The sequence below is a fragment of the Pseudonocardia sp. ICBG1034 genome, from assembly GCF_020131375.1.
In the GTDB taxonomy this organism is placed as follows: Bacteria; Actinomycetota; Actinomycetes; order Mycobacteriales; family Pseudonocardiaceae; genus Pseudonocardia; species Pseudonocardia alni.
Genome location: NZ_JAHLEK010000015.1, coordinates 1,973,613 through 1,993,309, shown reverse-complemented (window position 1 = coordinate 1,993,309; position 19,697 = coordinate 1,973,613). Strand labels below are relative to the sequence as shown.

The window sequence follows — 19,697 nt, the reverse complement described above, 5'->3', positions numbered from 1 at the left end:
CGATGCGTGTGCGGCCATCCGTTGTGCGCGGTGACTGTCCGCGCGACGTGGGCCTATCCGCGCAGGGTGTCCGACGGCGACTCGCCGAACCGCTCCCTGTAGGCGACGGCGAACCGACCGAGGTGCCCGAACCCCCAGTCCGCGGCGACCTGCGAGACGGTGCACCGGGTGGGGTCGGCGTCGGCGAGCTCGGTGCGCACCCCGGCGAGGCGGGCGTCGCGCAGCCGCGCGGTCGGCGTGGTGTCGAGGTGGCGGCGGAAGCCCTCCTGCAGGCTGCGCACGGACAGCCCGACGGCCTCGGCGACGTCGTCGACGGTCAGCGGCTCCCGCGCGTGCCCCTCGATGAGCGCCTCGGCCCGGCGGATCACCTTCGGTACCGCGGGTGCCGGGTCGGCGACGGCGAGCAGCTCCCCGGTCGCCGAGTGCGGCACCGCGGCGAGCAGCTGGCCCATCAGCAGCTGCTCGACCTGGGCGCGCAGCACGGGGTGGGTGAGGCCGCCGGGCCCGTCGAGGTCGGTGCGGACCATGTCGACGGTCGAGAGCCAGGACCGGGCGGCCGGCGTCCGCAGGTCGACGCTGGTCGCCAGGCGCAGCGGCTTCGACGGCGGCCGCCCCAGCATGCGGTGCAGCTGGGCGTCCAGGGCCGCGCGCTCGATCCGCACGATCAGCTGCTCGTTGCCGGCCTCCCAGGTCATGTCCAGCCCGGCGTCCGGGTCGGGCACCGACGCCGTCGTGGGGTCGGAGACGACCTCGGTCCCGCCGGTGCGCACCAGCGCCCGGCCCGACAGCGGGATCTGCACCAGGACGAACGAGCGCAGCGGCTGCGGGCGGATCCGCACCGACGCCCCGTAGGACAGGTACGACAGCCCGACCGCCCCGAACCCGGCCGTGTTGAACCGGACCGGCGTCGGGGTGCCGCGGTCGACGGGTTCGAGCCGGTGCGGGCAGAACACCTCGCCGACGCGCTCGCGCGCCTCCTCCAGATCGGGCGAGTCCACCCGGCAGAAACCGCTCAGCACCTCGGTCATGGCACCTCCTCGTGCTCGACCCCGGCTCCGTCGTCCCGGCCGCGTCCCCCGGACAGCGACCGCGTGGTGGGGATAGTCACCCCGACTATATAGCCAAAAGATGACTGCCATCACGGGTCCGCTAGATGACCGTTCTGTTTCGGAGGCTCCCATGACTGACCTGCACGGCCGCACGATCCTCGTGACCGGCGGATCCACCCTGGTCGGACACGGTGTCGTCCGCGCCCTGCACGCCGCCGGTGCGACGGTCGCGATCGCCGACGTCGACGCCGCGGGCGCCGAGCCGCTGCTCGACGAGCTCGGCGAGCGCGTCTCGTTCCACCTCACCGACATCACCGACGACGACGCGGTGTACGCCTGCGTCTCCGCCGTCGCGGCACCGTCCGGCCTGCACGGCCTGGTCAACCTGGCGTGCAGCTATCTCGACGACGGCGCCGACACCGTCCGCGCCGACTGGCTGCGCGCCCTCGACGTCAACCTGGTCAGCACCGTCCAGACGACCCGCACCGCACGGGAGCACCTCGCCGCGGTCGGCGGCGCGGTCGTCAACCTGACCTCGATCTCGTCGAAGGTCGCACAGACCGGACGGTGGGTCTACCCGGCGTCCAAGGCGGCGCTGGTGCAGGTCACCCGCTCGATGGCCATGGACCTGGCCGCCGACGGGATCCGGGTCAACTCGGTCTCGCCCGGCTGGACCTGGTCGAAGATCATGGACGACCTGTCGGGCTCCGACCGCGCGCACACCGACCGCGTCGCCGCCCCGTTCCACCTCACCGGCCGCGTCGCCGACCCGGACGAGGTCGGCGCCGTCGTCGCGTTCCTGCTCTCCCCGGCCGCCTCCGCCGTCACCGGCGCGGACTGGGCCGCCGACGGTGGCTACTCCGCCATGGGCCCGGAGCAGGCCGTCCCCGCCATCCCCCAGCTCGCGACCGCTTCGGAGTGACCACCATGAAGATCGCCGTCGTCGGGGCCGGATTCGCCGGCCTCTCCTCCGCCAAGGTCCTGACCGGCTTCGGTCACGACGTCACCGTGTTCGAGAAGGCGCCGGACGTCGGCGGGGTGTGGAGCGCCAGCCGCCGCTACCCCGGCCTGACCACCCAGAACGACAAGGGCACCTACTCGCTGTCGGACTTCCCGATGCCGAGGCACTACCCGGAGTGGCCGAGCGGGCAGCAGGTGCAGGAGTACCTGGAGGCCTACGCCCGCCACTTCGGCATCCGCGACCTGGTGCGCACGGACACCGAGGTGCTGTCCGCCGAGCCGCGCGACGGTGGCGGCTGGACCGTCACCACCACCGGAGCGGCCGCCGGGGTGGGCGGGTTCGACCACCTCGTCGTCGCGAACGGGATCTTCTCCGAGCCGTTCCTCCCCGCCTTCCCCGGCACGGAGGAGTACCGCGCCGCGGGCGGGCGGTACTGCCCGCCGTCGGACTTCACCGACATCGAGGACGCCCGCGACCGCGACGTCGTCGTGATCGGCTACGGCAAGTCCTCCTGCGACGTGGCCGTGGCACTGGACTCGGTGTCCCGCTCGACGACGGTCGTCGCGCGCGAGCTGCTGTGGAAGATGCCGCGCCGGATCGGCGGTGCTCTGAACTACAAGTACCTGCTGCTCACCCGGCTCGGCGAGGGCCTGTTCCGCTACGCCCAGCTGGCCGGCTTCGAGAAGTTCCTGCACGGCGCCGGGCGGGGCGTCCGCAACGGCATGATGGCGAGTCTGCAGGGCCAGATCGTGCGGCAGCTGAAGCTGCGGAAGCTGGGCCTGGTCCCGGACGGCTCGCTGGAGGACATCGCGCGGTCCACGGTGTCGCTGGCCACCGAGGGCTTCTACGAGGCCGTCGCCGACGGCTCGATCACCGTCCACCGGGACACGCTCATCAGCGCGCTGGGTGCCCGCGACGGCAGGCCCGTCGCGATCCTGCAGGACGGCACCGAGATCGCGGCCGACGTCGTCGTCGCGGCGACGGGGTTCCACCAGCGGGTGCCGTTCCTGTCCCAGGACGTGCGGGACCGGCTCGTCGACGAGCGCGGCAACTTCGAGCTCTACCGCCAGATCCACCCGCACACCGTGGCGGACCTCAGTTTCTGCGGGTACAACTCGTCGTTCCTGTCCCCGCTGTCGGCCGAGGTCGCGGCGCTGTGGATCGGTGTGCACCTGGCAGGTGGGATCGACCTGCCGTCGGTGGAGGAGCGCCGGGCGTTCGTCCAGGAGCGGCTGCGCTGGATGGAGGAACGCACCGAGGGCAAGCACGCCCGCGGCACGAACATCATCCCGTTCTCCCTGCACAACATCGACGAGATGCTGTCCGACCTCGGGGCGGGCATCGGCCGCCGGCGCCGGTTCGGCGAGTGGCTCCTGCCGGTCGACCCGGGTGCCTACGCCCGGATCACCGCCGACCTGACCGCCCGGCACGCACCGGTCACCGCGGACGCGCCCCGGCGCCGGGCCACCCCGCTGCGGGCCGCGGGGTGACGAGCTCCGCTCCCCCGAGACGCGCCGCACCGTCCTTCCCGGACGGTGCGGCGCGTCGCGCTCGCCCGGGGGTGCGGGCACGCCCGTACGATGTCGTCGTGACGACCGTCGCCGAACCGGACGAGATCCTCGCTCCCGTCCCCCCGCGTCGGCTCATCGTGTCGGTGTACGGGCTCTACGCCCGTGAGCGCGGCGGGGCCCTGTCGGTGGCGTCGCTGGTGCGGCTGCTCGGCGGGCTCGGGGTGGACGGCCAGGCCGTCCGGTCCGCGGTGTCCCGGCTGAAGCGCCGCGGCCTCCTCGAACCGCAGAAGGTCGGCGGCGCCGCCGGGTACCGCCTGTCCCCCGCGCTGGCCGACGTGCTCGCCGAGGGCGACGAGCGGATCTTCTCCCGCCGACGCGCCGCCGCCGGGGAGGGCTGGCTGCTGGTGGCCTTCTCGGTGCCCGAGTCGGCCCGCGACCAGCGTCATCAGCTGCGCAGCCTGTTGATCCGGCTCGGCCTCGGCACGGTCGCCCCGGGCCTGTGGGTCGCCCCGGCACACCTGGAGGCCGAGGTCTCGCACGCGCTGGACCGCGCCGGTCTGCGCGGCTACACGGAGCTGTTCCGCAGCCGGCACGTCGCCGGCCGTCCGCTGCGCGAGACCGTCGCGTCCTGGTGGGACCTCGACGCCCTCGCGGCCCAGTACTCCGCCTTCGTCGCCCGTCAGGAGCCGGTGCTGCACGCCTGGCGGGACGCCGACGGCGAGCCCGAGCAGGCCTTCGCCGACTTCGTGACGCTCGTGACGGTCTGGCGACGCCTGCCCTACCTCGACCCGGGCCTGCCGCTGGAGGCACTGCCCGAGAGCTGGGTCGGCGACCGCGCCGAGGAGCTCTTCGGCGACCTGCGCGCCCGCCTCGCCGGGCCGGCGCGCGAACACGTCAGCACCGTCCTGGACCCCTGACCCACTCCGCCGCAGCCCACCCGGCCGCGCTCGCGCGCGTCCCCGGTGCTCGCGCGCGTCGTACTGCGCGCGGACACCGGAACCCCGCGCGACGACGGGGACGTTGTCCACAGGTCTCGGATTCGTGGGGTCGGAGACCCGGGGACTCGGCGAGGCTCGTGGACATGGGCCGACCACTGCTGCGCCGCGACCTGCTCCGCCGGGGCGTGACCGACGACGACGTCCGGCGCGCGCTGCGCTCCCGGGAGTGGCTGCCGCTGCGTCCGGGGGCCTACCTCGACCACGACGATCCGCTGTGGCGGGACGCGGCGGGCCGGCACGGGGCGCTGGTCGCCGCGACCCTCCCGCTGCTCGCGCCCGGGGCGGTGGTCTGCGGCGTCTCGGCTGCCGTCCGGCACGGCCTGCCGGTCGGCGGGGTGGACCTGCAGGTGGTGCACGTCGTCCGCGACCGGACCTCCGGTGGGCGCAGGAGCCGCCGCCTGCAGGTCCACACCGGGCCCGTCCGGGCGTGCGACACCGTGCTCGTCGACGGGCTCGCGACGACGTCGGTGGCCCGCACCGTCGTCGACGTCGCGCGGTCGGCGCCGTTCGACACGGCCGTCACCGTCGCCGATGCCGCCCTGCACCGCGGGCTCGTGACGCCCGCCGACCTCGCCGGGACGCTGCGGACGGCGGCGGGGCGGCACGGGATCGGGCGGGCCCGCGCCGTCGTCGCGTTCGCCGACGGCCGCGCCGACGGGCCCGGCGAGTCCCGCAGCCGGGTCCTGATGGACGCGCTCGGGGTGCCGGCCCCGGTCCTGCAGCACCGGATCGACGACGCCGGCGGCCGCCACGTCGGGACGGTCGACTTCTGGTGGCCGGAGGCCGGGCTCGTCGGCGAGTTCGACGGGATGGAGAAGTACGGCCGATGGCTGCGGCCCGGCGAGACCCCCGGGGACGCGCTCCGCCGGGAGAAGGTCCGTGAGGACGCCTTGCGCGCACAACCCTGCGTGCGGGGCGTCGTCCGCTGGACCTGGCCCGACCTGACCGACTTCGCCCCCGTGGCCGCCCGCCTCCCCCGCCCCTGACCTGCCCGGGACGGTTCGCGCGCGTCCCCGGAGCCCGCGCGTGACGCGGCACGCGCGAACTCCGGGGACGCGAGCGAGCCCGGGGAGGGAGGAGCTAGGCCCGCCGCGCCGCGACGGCCTCGATCTCGATCAGGGCTTCCGGCTGCCAGAGGGCGGTGACGCCGACGCCGGTCATCGCCGGGTAGGTCCGCCCGCACAGCTCCTTCCAGATCGCGCCGATCTCCTTGCCGCGGGCCTGGTAGCCGGGCACGTCGAGCAGGTAGATCCGCACCGACAGCAGGTCGGCGGGCTCGGATCCCGCCGCGCGCAGGGCGGTGACGACGTTGGACAGGGCCTGCCGGAACTGGTCGACGATGTCGCCGTCGACGATGCTCCCGCTCGCGTCCATCGCGGTCTGACCGGAGAGGTGCACGGTGTCGCCGTGGCGGACGGCGTGGGTGAAGCCGGACGGCTTCGCGAGGGTGTCCGGGTTGATGAGCTCGACGTCGGACGCGGTGCCGGTCGTGGTGCCGGTGGTCATGTCAGTGCTTCCTCTTCCTCGACGGAACGGTGGTGGGCAGGCCGGCCCCGGACAGCTGCTGCCGCAGGGCGGCGCCGTCCTCGTCGGCCAGGGCCGCGGAACGCAGCCGGGCGAGCACCGCGGCGGCGTCGGTACGGCCGCGCAGCTGCCGTGCCGCCTGGTTGAGCAGGGCGAAGCTGTCGTTGCCGTGGGCGTAGGTCTCGCCGTAGCCCTTGAGGACCTTCTGGCAGACGAGGATCTCCACGGCGAGGTCCGCGTCGGCGGCGACGGTGTCGAGCGCGAGCGCGGTCCAGGCCTCGATCGCCTTCTGCTCCTCGACGAACCGCAGCGACCGCGGCCGCAGCGGCCGCATCCGCGCCATCGTCGCGAGCATCGCGTAGCCGGTCACCGAGGTGGTGTCGAGGACCATGCCCTCGCGGGTGACCCGGTCGACGGCGCGGGTGAACGCCCTCGAGCGGCGCAGCACCTTCCCGAGCCGGTACGGCAGCGTGTCGGTGATCTCCTCGGCCTGCGGGTGCAGGTACTCGCGCACCCGGGACAGCTGCGCCGAGGTCACCCCGGCCTCGTCGCGGACCCGCTCGAGCCGCCGCGCGCGGGTCTTCTGCAGCGCGACGTGGATCGTGTCCTGGTAGCACATCCACAGCGCCAGGTGCCGGGCCGCCTCGGTGGTGAGGCGGGCGTCGCCGAACGGGTCGGGGTCGACGGCGGCGAACGCGCGGACCCGCTCGAGGTAGCGGGCGGCGTAGTCGAGGTCCTGGTAGACGCCGGTCCGCACGAGGCCGTGCAGGACCGTGGAACGCGCCGCGGCCGGGAGGTCGGCGACGGTGCGGGCGAGCGGGCGCAGGTCCTCGCCCACCAGTGACTCCGGGTCGGTCGCGGCGATGTCGTTGCGCCGCGCCTCCTCACGCTCCTTGCGCTCCTCGGCGGAGACGGGCCGCGGACCGATCGCGATGTCGACCGTCGCCGGCGCGCGGGGCGCGGGCGGGGCGGGGGCGAGCGCGGCGGTGGCCGCGTCGAACCCGCCCGCGAACGCGGCCAGGCTCGGCTCGACGCCCTTGCCGGCGTCGCGGATCGCCTGCTCGAAGCGGTCCCGGGAGAAGGGCAGTGCCCCGGACCCGGCGAGCGCCCCGAACAACGCCGCGGAGATCACGCTGCGGTGCTCCTCGGCGATCGCGGCGAAGTCCGCGGCGACCAGGTGCTGCGCGGCGCGGCCCGCGGCGGCGACCAGCTCGGCGGAGTCGACGCGACCGTCGCCGAGGTGCATCTTCTCGTCGATGGAGTAGACGCGGTTGGTCGAGGTGATCAGCGTGGTGCGGTCGGGGGTGGCGAAGCCGCGCTGGACCGCGCGGCCGCACTCCATCAGCTCCGAGGCCACGACGACGTCGACCTCGCCGGGCGTCGGGAACACCGACAGCACCGGCTCGGCCCGGCCCGCGCCGTCGGCCGAGTCGGTCCCGGGCACCGGGGGGTGCAGCTCGGCGTAGTAGACGGTCGCCCCGGTCCGCTGGGCGACGCCGGCGACCGAGGTGGTCTGCGCGTGGTAGCCGGCGGCCTCGGCGACGGCGACGACCCAGTCGGCGAGCACCCCGCCGCCCTCGCCGCCCATCGCGAGGATCGCGAGCGTGATCGGGCGGCTCCCGGTGTACCAGGACCCGGTGGGACCCGCCGGTGCGGGCATCACGGTGGGCATCAGGCTGCCTCCATCCGGGCGGCGCGGCGATCGAGGCCGCGCCCGACGAGGGTGATCCACCAGGACCGGAGGCGGGCGCGGACCCGCTCCCCGGCCGTGGGGTTGTCGACGACGTCGGTGCGGTAGAACGACGGGCACAGCACCGCCGCGTGGGCGTTGTTGCCGCACACCCCGCACCCGACGCAGGAGTCGAGCACGGTCGCGATCGGGTCGGTGCGCAGCGGGTCCGGGTTGTCGGTGATCGTCAGCGACGGGCAGCCGGAGATCCGGATGCAGGCGTGGTCACCGGTGCAGGTCTCCAGGTCGACGCCGAACCGCTCCCGCACGACGCGCTCGCCGCGCTTCAGCTTCGCGGCGCGGTCCTTCTTCACGCGGCGCTGCCGGTTGAGCTGGCACTCCGACTGCATCACCAGCAGCTCGGGGCCGCGTTCCTTGCGGCGGAACGCCTTCAGGAAGGTGTCGCGGACCTTGGCGACGTCGTAGGTGTGGTCGATCGTGGTGGCGTTGGTGATGCCGAGACCACGCGCGGCCGTCTCGATCGGGTGCCTGGTCGAGCGGCGCTCGGAGTCGGCGTGGCTGGACAGCACGTCCTGCCCGCCGGTGGCGGCGGCGTAGTCGTTGTCGACGACCACCATGACCTGGTCGGACTTGTTGAACACGGCGTTCCCGACGCCCGACACGAGCCCGTTGTGCCAGAACCCGCCGTCGCCCATGATCGACACCGGTCGCTTCTCGGCACCGCCGCCGGCCAGCGCGGCCGAGCCCGCGGCGCCCATGCCGTAGCCCATCGTCGTCGCACCCAGGTCGAACGGGGCGTTGATGGCGAACAGGTGGCAGCCGATGTCCGCGGAGATCTGGTGCTGCCCGGTCTCGCGCTCGGCCAGCTTGAGGCCGGAGAAGATCGGGCGCTCCGGGCAGCCGGTGCACAGGCCCGGCGGGCGCGGGCGCACGACCTCGGCGGCGACCCGCGGCGCGAACGGGCTCGCCGGATCGGCCGGGTCGCGCAGCAGCGACGGCCGGTGGGTGACGACGTCGGGGGCGTACTTGCCGAGGAACTGCTCCAGGCCGCGGGTGACGACCTGGGCGGTGTACTCGCCGCCCGCGGCCAGCATGTCCTTGCCGTGCAGCACCGTCGGGACGTCGGCGCGGCGCAGGATCGCGTGCAGGTTCTGCTCGATGTAGTCGGGCTGACCCTCCTCGACCATGATCACCGCACGCTTGCCGGAGCAGAACTCGACGATCTCGGAGTCGACGACCGGGTAGGTCACGTTCATGACGTAGGTCGGGACGCGGGTGCGGCCGAGCGTGTCGGAGGCACCGAGCAGCTCCATCGACCGGTTCAGCGTGTTGTACAGCCCGCCCTGGACGATGATGCCCACGTCGGAGGCGGTGCCGTCGCCCGGGAACAGCTCGTTGAGACCGTGCTCGCGGATGAACTCCACCGCCCGGGGCCAGCGGTCCTGCAGCTTCTCGCGCTCGTGGGCGAACGACGCGGGCGGCAGCACGATCCGGTCGACGCTGCGCCGCGGGGCGTCCGCGGCCTGGGCGACGGTCATCGGCGGCCGCACGTTGTCCTTGGCGACGAACCCGCCGTGCAGGTGGCAGGACCGCAGCCGCAGCTCCAGGAACACCGGGGTGTGTGACGCCTCGGACAGCGCGAACCCGGACTCGACCGCGTTCACGATCGCGGTGGTGTCGGCGCGCGGGTCGAGCAGCCACATCTGCGACTTCATCGCGAACGCGTGCACCCGCTCCTGCATGATCGAGGAGCCCTCGCCGTAGTCCTCGCCGAGGATCACCAGCGCGCCGCCGGTGACCCCGCCGGAGGCGAGGTTGGCCAGTGCGTCGGAGGCGACGTTCGTGCCGACCGGGGACTTGAAGGTGATCGCGCCGCGCAGCGGGTGGTGCACCGACGCCGCCAGCATGGCCGCGGCCGTCGCCTCGGAGGCGGAGTTCTCGAACCGGACGTCGAGCTCGTCGAGGATCTCGCGGGCGTCGCCGAGGACGTCCATGAGGTGCGAGATCGGCGCGCCCTGGTAGCCGCCGACGTAGGCGACGCCGGACTGCAGCAGCGCCTTCGTCACGGCCAGGATGCCTTCGACGTGCAGTGTCTCGCCGGCCCCGGCGCGCAGCTTCTGCACCTCGGCGGCGAAGGACCGTTCGGCCATGGCCGTCCTCTCGTCGTGGTGGTCGTGGTGGTGGGAGGTGGTCGTCGGCACCGACGCTAGGCACCGGATCGCGTGGCGCCTATCCCGTGGGCGTGGTCGCTGTCCGATCGGCGCTGCGCGGAGCGCACCGCGCGACTACACACCCAGGTCGGTCAGGTGCTCGAAGCGCAGGCCGAGGTCGGTGACGGCGACGGCGACCGGGGCGAGCGCGGCGCGCAGGTTCGCCGCCACGCAGGGCGGCAGGTCGTCGCGGCGCAGCGCGGCGACGATCCGGTCGTAGACGTCGAGCAGGGCCTGCTCGGCGTCGTCGAGCGGGGCACCGAGCAGGTCCGTCGCCCGGTCGGCGGCGGCGCGCGGGGCGGGCGGCGCGGTGGTCGTGGTGGTGGTCGTGCTCATGGCGGGCTCCTCGCGGGTCGGGTCGGCGGCGGGCCCGGTCAGACGGCCGGACGCAGGTCGGTGAGCCGCTTGGCCTTCAGCTCGAAGCGGGGCAGCTCACCGGTCGCGGCGCGGCGGACGTGGAAGCGCAGGCCCTCGTGGGAGTCCGCCAGCTCGGCGGCGACCCGCCCGGACAGCAGGTCCCACCCGGTGTCGTCGACGGTCGCCGCAGGCTCCAGCAGCAGCTCGATCTCGTCGCGGTCGCCGGGGCGGGAGATGCGGATCTGGAACTCCTCGATCCCGTCGAAGCCCCGGACGATCGCCTCGACGGCGCCCGGGTAGACGTTCGTGCCGCGGACGAGCTTCATGTCGTCGACCCGGCCGATGATCCCGCCCTCGTAGAGGTCCCAGGTGCGGCCGGACGTCGTCCGGGAGCCGGGGACCTTCACGACCAGGTCGGCGGTGCGGTAGCGCAGCAGCGGGGTGGTCGAGCGCCCGAAGGAGGTGCAGACCCGCTCGCCGCGCTCGCCGTAGCCGACCTCACGCCCGGTCTCCGGGTCGATCACCTCCTCCAGGAGGTGGTCCTCGATGACGTGACAGCCGCCGGGCTGCTCGGCCGGGGTGAACATGACGATCGTCGACACCTCGGTCATGCCCGCGGTGTCGTAGGCCGCCGCACCCCACTTCCGCTCGATGAGCGCCTTGGTCTCCGGGATGGACCCGGCGGGCTCACCGGAGAGGATCACGCGGCGGACCGGGCCGTTCACCAGGTCGATGCCCAGCTCCTCGGCCTCGGCGGCCAGGCGCAGCGCGTAGGTCGGGGTGGACGCGACGACGGTCGCTCCGAAGTCGTGGATCTGGCGCACCCGTTGGGCGGTGGACTGCGCGCCGCCCGGGATGGTCAGCGCCCCGATCTTCTCCAGCCCGTTGTGCAGGCCCCAGAACCCGATGAACGAGCCGTAGCCGAACGCGACGTAGCCGACCTCGTGCGGGCGGACCCCGGCGCCCCAGAGCGCGTAGCACCACATCTCCGCCGCCCAGGACCAGTCCTTGCGGGAGTCCAGCGCACGCAGCGGGGTGCGCCCGGAGGTGCCGGAGGTGGTGTGCAGCCGGATCGCGTCGTGGGCGCCGGTGACCGGCAGCTCGCCGAACGGCGGGTGCGCCTCCTGCGAGGCCATCCACTCCTCGCGGGTGAGGAACGGGATGCGGGCGAGGTCGTCGCGGGTGCGGATCCGGTCCGGGTCGACGCCGGCGAGGGTGCGCCGGTAGTGCGGGCTGCGGTCCTTCGCCCAGGCCAGGACCCGGCGCAGCTTCGCGAGCTGCAGCTCGACCAGGTCCGCGCGCGGCATGAGCTCGGTCTTGGGGTTCCAGAACGGCTGGTCGGTCACGGCGTCCCCTTCTCCCGGCTCAAGCCGTATGTCGCTGACGTGACGACAGTCATCAGAGCATGCGACGCCGGGAGCAGGCAACCCCCACATATGCTCCGGCCACAGCCGAGATCGGCACGTCATGGCCACGAAACGCGACCACTGTCCGCCTGACGCAGATCGCGCGGCCGCGCTTGCCCAGGCTGCGTTCATCGTGTTTCAGTGTTTGCCGTCAAGGACACGACACATCAGGAGGTCGGGATGCGTCTGGCGACCCTGCGGTCGGGCGACGGGACCGTCGCCGCCGTCGCCGCCGGAGCGGAGTGGGCGGTGCTCCCCCACTCCGACGTCGGCGACCTGCTCCGCGACCCGGACGGTCTCCGGACGGCCCGCGCGGTCGCCGCCCCGTCCCCCGCGGAGGGTCCCGCCACCCCCGCCGGCGGCCTCGCCCCGGTCGTCCCCCGGCCGTCGAAGATCGTCTGCTGCGGGCACAACTACGCGGGGCACATCCGCGAGATGGGCCGGGACCTGCCCGAGCACCCGACCCTGTTCACCAAGTTCGCCGACACCCTCACCGGCCCCGCCGACACCGTGACGCTGCCGGACTGGGCGGGGCGTCCGGACTGGGAGGCCGAGCTCGCCGTCGTCGTGGGCGCCCCGCTGCACCGGGCGACGCGGGACGAGGCGTCGGCCGGCGTCGCCGGGTACACCACGGCGAACGACCTGTCGGTGCGCACCTGGCAGCACCACACCGGGCAGTGGCTCCCGGGCAAGGCGTTCGACGCGACCACCCCGCTCGGCCCGGTCCTCGTCACCCCCGACGAGCTGGACCCCGCCGCCGGGCTCGCACTGACCTGCCGGGTCAACGGCGAGGTCGTGCAGTCCGGCGACACCGCGGACCTGGTGTTCGACGCGCCCGCGCTGCTCGCCTACATCTCGGCGTTCACCCGTCTGTCCCCCGGCGACGTCGTGCTCACCGGAACCCCCGCCGGGGTGGGCGCCGCGACGAGCCCGCCCCGCTTCCTCGCCGACGGCGACGTCGTCGAGGTGTCGCTGCAGGGCGTCGGCGTCCTGACCACACCGATCCGCATCGAGTTCGAGGAGTGCGCATGAGTGAGCAGAGCAAGCAGGACGGCACCGAGCTCGCCTGGTCCGCCGTGCCCGTCGTGACCCGCGCCGGGTCCGAGGACACCGGCACCGGCCAGTCCGGTGGCTGCGTCCGCGTCTCGGGCGTGTCGCCGCAGCACACCCCGGCCACGCGGATCTGGTTCGGCCGGGTCTCCAACGAGCCGGGCTACCGCTCGTTGCCGCACCACCACGGTGAGGCCGAGACCGGCGGCTACGTGCTGTCGGGCACCGGCCGGATCTGGTTCGGCGAGGACTACGCGCAGTGGATCGAGATGGCGCAAGGCGACTTCGTGTTCGTCCCGCCGTTCATGCCGCACGTCGAGGGCAACATGTCGACCACCGAGGAACTGGTGTGGCTGACCTGCCGGACGCCGGACAACATCGTCGTCAACCTCCCCGAGGTCGACGACGCGAGCCTCGAGGGGTACCGCCGCGCATGACCACTCCGATGCCCTCCACCAGCGAGAGGTCCGTCGCCCCGCTGCTCGCGGCGCTGGACCTGACCAAGGACGGGGACGACGCGTTCCTCGCCCACCACCAGGTCATCCCGTCGGGCCGCGCCTACGGCGGCGAGCTCGTCGCCCAGGCCGAGCGGGCCATGACCCTCACCGTCGGCGACGACCGCCGCGTCGCGAACCTGCACGGCTACTTCCTGCGCGCCGGCGACGTCCACACCGCGACCCGCTGGGAGGTCGAGCGGGTCCGCGACGGCCGCGGCTTCTCCCACCGTGCGGTCCGCGGCCTGCAGGGCGGCAAGGAGATCTTCCGGGCGATGGCGCAGTTCGCGGTGCCGGTCGACGGCGCCGTCGAGCACGCCGACACCCTGCCCCCGGAGGCGGGCGACCCCGACGAGCTGCCGAGCACGGCCGACGTGCTGGTCGGAGCGGACACCCGCGACGCCGAGTACTGGCGGTACCACCGCTCCTTCGACATCCGGCACGCCCCGTCGGCGCTCTACACCACCCACGACGGTGTGCGCGTCGCCCGCCAGACCGTGTGGCTGAGGGCCTGGGAGCGGCTGCCCGACGACCCGGCGATCCACCGCAGCGCGCTGGCCTACGTCTGCGACTACACGCTGCTGGAACCGATCCTGCGCCGCCACGGCGCCGCCTGGGCCGACGACGGCGTCGTCACCGCCAGCCTCGACCACGCCATGTGGTGGCACCACGACGGCCGCATGGACTCGTGGGTCGCGCTGGTCCAGACCTCCCCGGTCGCCACCCGCGGCACCGGGCTCGGCACCGCCCGCCTCTACTCCGCCGACGGCCGCCCGCTGGCCTCGGTCGTCCAGGAAGGACTGGTGAACCTCCCGTGAGCGCCCACTCCATCGCGTCCGTCGGCGGCGGCCCCGGCGGGCTGTTCTCCGCCATCCTGCTGAAGAAGACCGACCCGTCGCGCGAGGTGGTCGTCTACGAGCGCAACCGCGCCGACGACACCTTCGGCTTCGGCGTCGTGTTCTCCGAAGAGACCCTGGACAACATCTCGGCCGCCGACCCGGAATCCCTCGAACGCATCTCCGCGGAGTTCCGGCACTGGTCGGCGATCGACGTCGACGTCCTCGGCGCCCGCGAGCGCAGCGACGGGCACGCCTTCGCCGCGCTGGAGCGCAAGCGGCTGCTCGGCATCCTCGGCGAGCGCGCCGCGGAGCTGGGCGTGGACGTGCGCCACTGCACCGAGGCGCCCGATCTGGACACGCTGCGCCGCGAGAACGACCTGGTCATCGCGGCCGACGGCGTCAACTCCCGCATCCGCGAGGCCCTGTCGGAGGAGTTCCGGCCGAGCCTGGACCGGCGCACCGCCCGCTACGTCTGGTTCGCGACCACCCGTCCGTTCGACTGCTTCACCTTCCAGTTCGTGGAGACCCGGTTCGGGCTGTTCTGGGCGCACATCTACCCCTTCGACGGGAAGCGCTCCACCTTCATCGTCGAGACCGACGAGGCCACCTGGGAGCGCGCCGGGCTCGCCGAGTTCGCCGCCGCCGAGCGGCGCCCGGGCGAGAACGACGAGCGCTCCCTGCGGTTCTGCGAGGAGGTCTTCGCCGACCTGCTCGACGGCCACGGCCTGATCGGCAACAACTCCGGCTGGCTGTCCTTCGGTGTGATGCGCAACGAGTCCTGGCGCGCCGGGAACGTCGCGCTCGTCGGCGACGCCGCGCACACCGCGCACTTCTCCATCGGCTCGGGCACCAAGCTCGCGCTGGAGGACGCGATCGGCCTGGCCGGCGCGATCGACCGGGAGCCGACCGTCGAGGCCGCGCTGAAGGCGTACCAGGAGGACCGCAAGCCGGTCGTCGAATCGCTGCAGCGCTCCGCACAGACCAGCCTGGAGTGGTTCGAGGGCGTCCGCCGCTACCGGCACCTGGACCCCCGGCAGTTCGTGTTCCAGCTGCTCACGCGCTCGCAGCGGGTCACCTACGACAACCTGAAGCTCCGCGACGCCGGCTACGTCGGCCGGATCGACGCCTGGCTCGCCGACCGGACCCGCGACCTGGGTCTCGAGGTCGAGACCGGCACCCCGCCGATGTTCCACCCCTACCGGCTGCGCGGCATGACGCTGCCGAACCGGATCGTCGTCTCGCCGATGGCGCAGTACTCCGCCGTCGACGGCGTGCCGACCGACTGGCACCTGGTGCACCTGGGCGGGCGCGCCCAGGGCGGCGCCGGCCTGGTCATGACCGAGATGATCTGCACCTCCGCCGACGGCCGGATCACCCCCGGCTGCCCCGGTCTCTACACCGACGCCCAGCGCGACGCCTGGGCCCGGGTCGTGCGGTTCGTGCACGAGAACACCGACGCGAGGATCGGCGCCCAGATCGGGCACGCCGGGCGCAAGGGCTCGACCAAGGTCATGTGGGAGGGCATCGACGAGCCCCTCGACGACGGCAACTGGGAGATCCTGGCGCCCTCGCCGCTGCCCTACCGGTCCGACAGCGCCGTCCCGCGCGAGGCGACCGAGGCCGACCTGGACCGGGTCGTCGCCGACCACGTCGAGGCGGTCCGCCGCGCCGACTCCGCCGGGTTCGACCTGGTCGAGCTGCACTTCGCGCACGGCTACCTGGTGTCGAGCTTCCTGTCGCCGGTGTCGAACCGGCGCACCGACTCCTACGGCGGCCCGCTGGAGAACCGGGCCCGCCTGGCCCTGCGGATCCTCGACGCCGTCCGCGCGGAGTGGCCCGACGACAAGCCGGTCGGCGTCCGGATCAGCGCCACCGACTGGGTCGACGGCGGTTTCGACGGCGACGACGCGGTCGCGCTGGCCCCGATGCTGCATGCGCACGGCGCGGACATCGTCGACGTCTCCACCGGCCAGACCAGCACCGAGGCGAAGCCGGCCTACGGGCGGCTCTACCAGACGCCGTTCGCGGACCGGATCCGTCAGGAGACCGGCGTCCCGACGATCACCGTCGGCGCGGTGTCCAGCGTGGAGGACGCGAACACGATCATCGCGTCCGGCCGGGCGGACCTGTGCGCGATCGCGCGGCCGCACCTGGTGGACCCGTACTGGACGCTGAACGCAGCCCTGGACCAGGACTTCCGCGGGCACGCGATACCGCGGCAGTACCGGTCCGGGCTCTCGGCGCGGCGGCGCGCGCAGGTGCCGTGAGGGCCCGTCACATCGCCGTCCGCACGGCGTAGAGCTGGTGGTGGACGATGAACAGCAGCTCGTCGTGGTGCTCGGGGCGGCTGCGGGGGTGCTGCGAACCCAGCACCCGGTCCAGGTCGAGGTAGCCGCCGTAGGACAGGTTCTCACCGAATTCGCGGACCACACCGTCCTCGACCGGCCGGGTGTTCGTGCCGTCGTCGCTCATCGGGCGACCTCCTCGGCGAGCGCGGTCATCCCGGCGAGGACCTCGGCGAACGAGGTCGACAGCGGCGCGAGCCCGATGCGGATGCCGTCCGGGGCCCGGAAGTCCGGGATGACCCCCCGCTCCCACAGCCGGGCGTTGACCTGGGCGAGGTCCTCGCGGCGCAGCGTGACGTGCCCGCCGCGGCGGTCCGGGTCGCGCGGTGAGGCCACGGTGACGCCGTGCGGGGCGAGCAGGGTGTCGGCGAGGTCGAGGGCGAACCCGGTGAGCCGCACCGACTTGGCGCGGACGGCGTCGATCCCGGCCTGCTCCAGCAGCTCCACCCCGCACTCCAGCGGCACCGATGCCAGCACCGGCGGGGTGCCGGAGAGCAGGGCGCGCACGTCGGGCGCCGGTTCGTGGCCGGGCCCCATCGCGAAGGGTGCGCGGTGGCCGAACCAGCCGGTGATCGGCTGGCGCAGCGTCGTGGTGTGCCGGGCGGCGAGGTAGCCGAACGCCGGGGCGCCCGGGCCGCCGTTCAGGTACTTGTAGCCGCAGCCGACGGCGAGATCGGCGCCCCACGCGTCGAGCCGGACCGGGACCGACCCGACCGAGTGCGACAGGTCCCAGAGCACCAGGGCGCCGGCGTCGTGGGCGGTCCGGGTGATCGCGGGCGCGTCGGCGAGGAACCCGGAGCGGTAGGCGACGTGGGACAGCAGCACCAGCGCCGTGTCCGGCCCGACGGCGGCCGCGACCTGCTCGGGCGTCACGCCCGAGGCCGGGTCGGTGGTGATCCACCGCAGGACCGCGCCGCGCTCGGCGGCGATGCCCTCGAGCACGTAGCGGTCGGTCGGGAAGTTGTCGGTGTCGACGACGATCTCGCGGCGCCCCGCCGCCGCCTGGTGGTCGACGGCGGCCCGGGCCAGCTTGTAGAGCAGCACGGTCGTGGAGTCGGCGACGACGACCTGCCCCGGCGCGGCACCGAGCGCGGCCGCCCCGATCCGGTCCCCCAGGCTGCGCGGCCGGTCGACCCAGCCCTCGTCCCAGCCGCGGATCAGCCGGGTGCCCCAGTCCGCGCGCACGAACCGCTCCATCCGCTCGGCCGTCGCCCGCAGCGGACGACCGAGGGAGTTCCCGTCGAGATAGGCGACGACGCCGTCGGCGGGCAGGAACCGGTCGCGGTACCCGGCGAGCGGGTCCTCGGCGTCGAGCCCCGCCGCGACGGCCGCGAGGTCGGTGCCGAGGTCGGTGGTCGGGTCGGCGCTGCGGTCGGTCACGGTGTCCCCTCCGGTCGCGGTGTGCCCAGCCGGTGCAGCCGCAACGCGAGCTGCAGCTCCAGCCCGTGGTCCGGGTCCTGCCAGCGCGGGCCCAGCAGCGACGCGACCCGCTCGAGCCGCTGCGCGACGGTGTTCACGTGCACGTGCAGTGCCGCCGCGGCCCGGGTCGGGCTGGCACCCGCGGCGTAGTAGGCCTCCAGGGTGCGCAGCAGCTCGCTGCCGCGGCGCGCGTCGTGCTCGGCGACGGGCCCGAGGATGCCGCGCACGTACCCGGCGACGTCCGGGCGCCCGCCGAGCAGCAGCCCGGCGAACCCGAGGTCCGACGCCGACGCGCACTCCCCCTCCCGGTCCAGCGCGACCAGCGCCTCCGCCGAGCGACGGGCCTCGGCCAGCGCCGCGTCCACGCCGTCGGCCGGCTGCAGCGGGCCGGCACCGCCGACCGTCACCGCCCCGTCGGGGTCCTGCTCCGACGCCGGACGCGCGAGCCGGGCACCGGCCGCGGCCGGGTCGGTGCCCGGCAGCAGCACGACCACCGTGCCGTCCCGTTCCCCGACCAGCCCGGAACGGCCGCCCAGAGCGGCCGCCTCCCGGCCCAGCGCCCGTCGCCGGGCGGGGTGGCAGCGGCAGACCAGCAGCACGTGCGGCCGCCGGGGCGACACCCCGAGCGCGGCGAGCCGGGTCAGCGTCGTCGGTCGCGGGGCCCCGGACGCGGCGAGGAGCTCGGTGAGGGCGTCGGCGCGGTCGGACCGGTCGGCCTCGTCGGCGCGCTGGGCGAACAGCTGCACCAGCGCCGTGACCATCGCGGCCCGCTCCATGGTGCGGACCTGGCCGGGGGTCAGGGGGTCCCCGGCGCCGAGCCCGCCGAGCAGCAGCGTCCCGAGACGCTGACCACCGGCGATCACCGCGGTCACCCAGACGCCGCCGGCGCACGGCACCGGCACCGGACGACCGCCGCCGTCGCGCTCCCCGGCGCGGCGGGCCGCGGCGCGGGCGTCCAGGCCGGGCGGGACCGGGCCGTGGGCCGCGGCGGTGGCGCCGTCGCCGTCGAGCACCGCGACCCACCCGCCGAGCAGCCTGCCGAGCGCCTCGGCGATGTCGCCGACGTCGCCGCCCTCCAGGACGACCCCGGCGAACCGGTCGTGGGCGTCGGCGGCCTCGGCGATCGCGGCGTGCGCACCGCGCAGCTCGCGCAGCGTGGTGGCGGTGTCGGCGAGGCGGCGGGTCTGCACCAGCGACACCGCGGCGAGCGCGGCCAGCGAGCCGAGCAGGGCGACGTCCTCGGCGGTGAAGGGCCGGGCGGACCGGTTGGCGGCGAACAGGACACCGACGAACTCGTCGTCGACCAGCAGCGGGGTGCCGCAGATGCCGACGATGCCCTCCTCGGCGACCGCGGTGTCGATCTCCTCGGTGTGCCGGTAGCGGTCGTCGCCCGCGTAGCGACCGGTCCAGTGCGGGGTGCGGCTGGCCGCGACGAGACCGCCCAGCCCGGCCCCGAGCGGGAGCCGCAGCGACTGGAAGCGGTGTGAGACCGACCCGGAGGTGACCCGCATGAACGTGTCCCCGCGCTCGGGGTCGTGCAGGGTCAGGTAGGCGACGTCGGTGCCGAGCAGCCCGCGGGCCCGGCGCACGATCGCCTGCAGCACCGAGCCGGGGTCGGACTCCGAGGCGAGGTCGCGGGCGATGCCGACCAGCGCGGCGAGCTCGGACTCGCGGCGGCGCCCGGCGTCCATCGCCGCCCGGACCCGCAGGGTCAGCGCGCCGGCCTCCGGCTCGGAGGCCGCCAGCTCCGCGACGACGCGGTCCAGCTCACCGTCGCGGGCACCGCCGTCGGCCCGGTCGGCCAGCAGCCGGAGCAGGTCGAGGACGGTGCGCACGCGTCCATC

At 74.3% G+C, this 19,697-nt stretch carries 17 protein-coding genes; 8 read left to right on the top strand and 9 right to left on the bottom strand.

Features of this window, described 5'->3' with window-relative positions:
• Positions 1 to 53 precede the first annotated feature (53 nt).
• On the bottom strand, positions 54 to 1,028 hold the full coding sequence (locus KPF22_RS10860; protein ID WP_224401958.1) for an AraC family transcriptional regulator: 975 nt from the start codon (positions 1,026 to 1,028) through the stop codon (positions 54 to 56).
• Positions 1,029 to 1,179: 151 nt separating this feature from the next.
• Here KPF22_RS10860 and KPF22_RS10855 point away from each other — a divergent pair, with 151 nt between their 5' ends.
• The 4 genes from KPF22_RS10855 to KPF22_RS10840 all read left to right on the top strand — a co-directional run bounded on the left by KPF22_RS10855 (position 1,180) and on the right by KPF22_RS10840 (position 5,505).
• Positions 1,180 to 1,971, top strand: a complete 792-nt coding sequence (locus KPF22_RS10855) for an SDR family oxidoreductase (protein ID WP_208826337.1) — start codon at positions 1,180 to 1,182, stop codon at positions 1,969 to 1,971.
• Positions 1,972 to 1,976: 5 nt separating this feature from the next.
• A complete protein-coding gene (locus KPF22_RS10850; protein WP_208826366.1) occupies positions 1,977 to 3,500 on the top strand; it encodes an NAD(P)/FAD-dependent oxidoreductase in 1,524 nt (507 codons plus the stop codon).
• A gap of 98 nt (positions 3,501 to 3,598) precedes the next feature.
• Positions 3,599 to 4,438: a PaaX family transcriptional regulator C-terminal domain-containing protein gene (locus tag KPF22_RS10845; RefSeq protein WP_224401957.1), complete on the top strand. Its 840-nt coding sequence runs from the start codon at positions 3,599 to 3,601 to the stop codon at positions 4,436 to 4,438.
• A 164-nt stretch (positions 4,439 to 4,602) separates the two neighbouring features.
• The gene (locus KPF22_RS10840) at positions 4,603 to 5,505 is read left to right on the top strand and encodes a hypothetical protein (protein ID WP_224401956.1); all 903 of its coding nucleotides are present in this window, start codon (positions 4,603 to 4,605) and stop codon (positions 5,503 to 5,505) included.
• Between the two features lie 94 nt (positions 5,506 to 5,599).
• Here the strand turns inward: KPF22_RS10840 and KPF22_RS10835 are convergent, their stop codons facing one another.
• From KPF22_RS10835 to KPF22_RS33075, 5 genes are all read right to left on the bottom strand, one after another.
• Positions 5,600 to 6,025: a RidA family protein gene (locus KPF22_RS10835; RefSeq protein ID WP_224401955.1), complete on the bottom strand. Its 426-nt coding sequence runs from the start codon at positions 6,023 to 6,025 to the stop codon at positions 5,600 to 5,602.
• Position 6,026: 1 nt separating this feature from the next.
• Entirely contained in the window at positions 6,027 to 7,715 is a 1,689-nt protein-coding gene (locus KPF22_RS10830; protein ID WP_224401954.1) for an indolepyruvate oxidoreductase subunit beta family protein, read from the bottom strand.
• A complete protein-coding gene (locus tag KPF22_RS33080; protein WP_224401953.1) occupies positions 7,715 to 9,934 on the bottom strand; it encodes an indolepyruvate ferredoxin oxidoreductase subunit alpha in 2,220 nt (739 codons plus the stop codon). The genes KPF22_RS10830 and KPF22_RS33080 overlap by 1 nt, the downstream gene beginning before the upstream one ends.
• An 84-nt stretch (positions 9,935 to 10,018) precedes the next feature.
• On the bottom strand, positions 10,019 to 10,279 hold the full coding sequence (locus tag KPF22_RS10820; RefSeq protein ID WP_224401952.1) for a hypothetical protein: 261 nt from the start codon (positions 10,277 to 10,279) through the stop codon (positions 10,019 to 10,021).
• Between the two features lie 38 nt (positions 10,280 to 10,317).
• The gene (locus tag KPF22_RS33075; protein ID WP_224401951.1) at positions 10,318 to 11,646 is read right to left on the bottom strand and encodes a phenylacetate--CoA ligase family protein; all 1,329 of its coding nucleotides are present in this window, start codon (positions 11,644 to 11,646) and stop codon (positions 10,318 to 10,320) included.
• Positions 11,647 to 11,886: 240 nt separating this feature from the next.
• On the opposite strand from KPF22_RS33075, the gene KPF22_RS10810 reads away from it, so the two are divergent.
• Genes KPF22_RS10810 through KPF22_RS10795 form a run of 4 tightly spaced genes read left to right on the top strand, consistent with a single transcriptional unit; the run spans position 11,887 to position 16,356 of the window.
• Complete coding sequence (locus tag KPF22_RS10810; RefSeq protein WP_224401950.1) at positions 11,887 to 12,738, top strand: fumarylacetoacetate hydrolase family protein; 852 nt, start codon at positions 11,887 to 11,889, stop codon at positions 12,736 to 12,738.
• Positions 12,735 to 13,193: a cupin domain-containing protein gene (locus KPF22_RS10805; RefSeq protein ID WP_208825768.1), complete on the top strand. Its 459-nt coding sequence runs from the start codon at positions 12,735 to 12,737 to the stop codon at positions 13,191 to 13,193. The genes KPF22_RS10810 and KPF22_RS10805 overlap by 4 nt, the downstream gene beginning before the upstream one ends.
• Complete coding sequence (locus tag KPF22_RS10800) at positions 13,190 to 14,068, top strand: acyl-CoA thioesterase II (protein ID WP_208825771.1); 879 nt, start codon at positions 13,190 to 13,192, stop codon at positions 14,066 to 14,068. Before KPF22_RS10805 ends, KPF22_RS10800 begins: the two co-directional genes overlap by 4 nt.
• Positions 14,065 to 16,356, top strand: a complete 2,292-nt coding sequence (locus KPF22_RS10795) for a bifunctional salicylyl-CoA 5-hydroxylase/oxidoreductase (protein WP_224401949.1) — start codon at positions 14,065 to 14,067, stop codon at positions 16,354 to 16,356. Before KPF22_RS10800 ends, KPF22_RS10795 begins: the two co-directional genes overlap by 4 nt.
• A gap of 7 nt (positions 16,357 to 16,363) precedes the next feature.
• Here KPF22_RS10795 and KPF22_RS10790 read toward each other — a convergent pair whose 3' ends face one another.
• The 3 genes from KPF22_RS10790 to KPF22_RS10780 are packed head-to-tail and all read right to left on the bottom strand — an operon-like array spanning position 16,364 to position 19,688.
• Entirely contained in the window at positions 16,364 to 16,561 is a 198-nt protein-coding gene (locus KPF22_RS10790) for a hypothetical protein (protein ID WP_224401948.1), read from the bottom strand.
• Entirely contained in the window at positions 16,558 to 17,814 is a 1,257-nt protein-coding gene (locus KPF22_RS10785; RefSeq protein ID WP_224401947.1) for an aminotransferase class V-fold PLP-dependent enzyme, read from the bottom strand. Before KPF22_RS10785 ends, KPF22_RS10790 begins: the two co-directional genes overlap by 4 nt.
• On the bottom strand, positions 17,811 to 19,688 hold the full coding sequence (locus KPF22_RS10780; RefSeq protein ID WP_224401946.1) for a helix-turn-helix domain-containing protein: 1,878 nt from the start codon (positions 19,686 to 19,688) through the stop codon (positions 17,811 to 17,813). The genes KPF22_RS10785 and KPF22_RS10780 overlap by 4 nt, the downstream gene beginning before the upstream one ends.
• Positions 19,689 to 19,697: the final 9 nt, after the last annotated feature.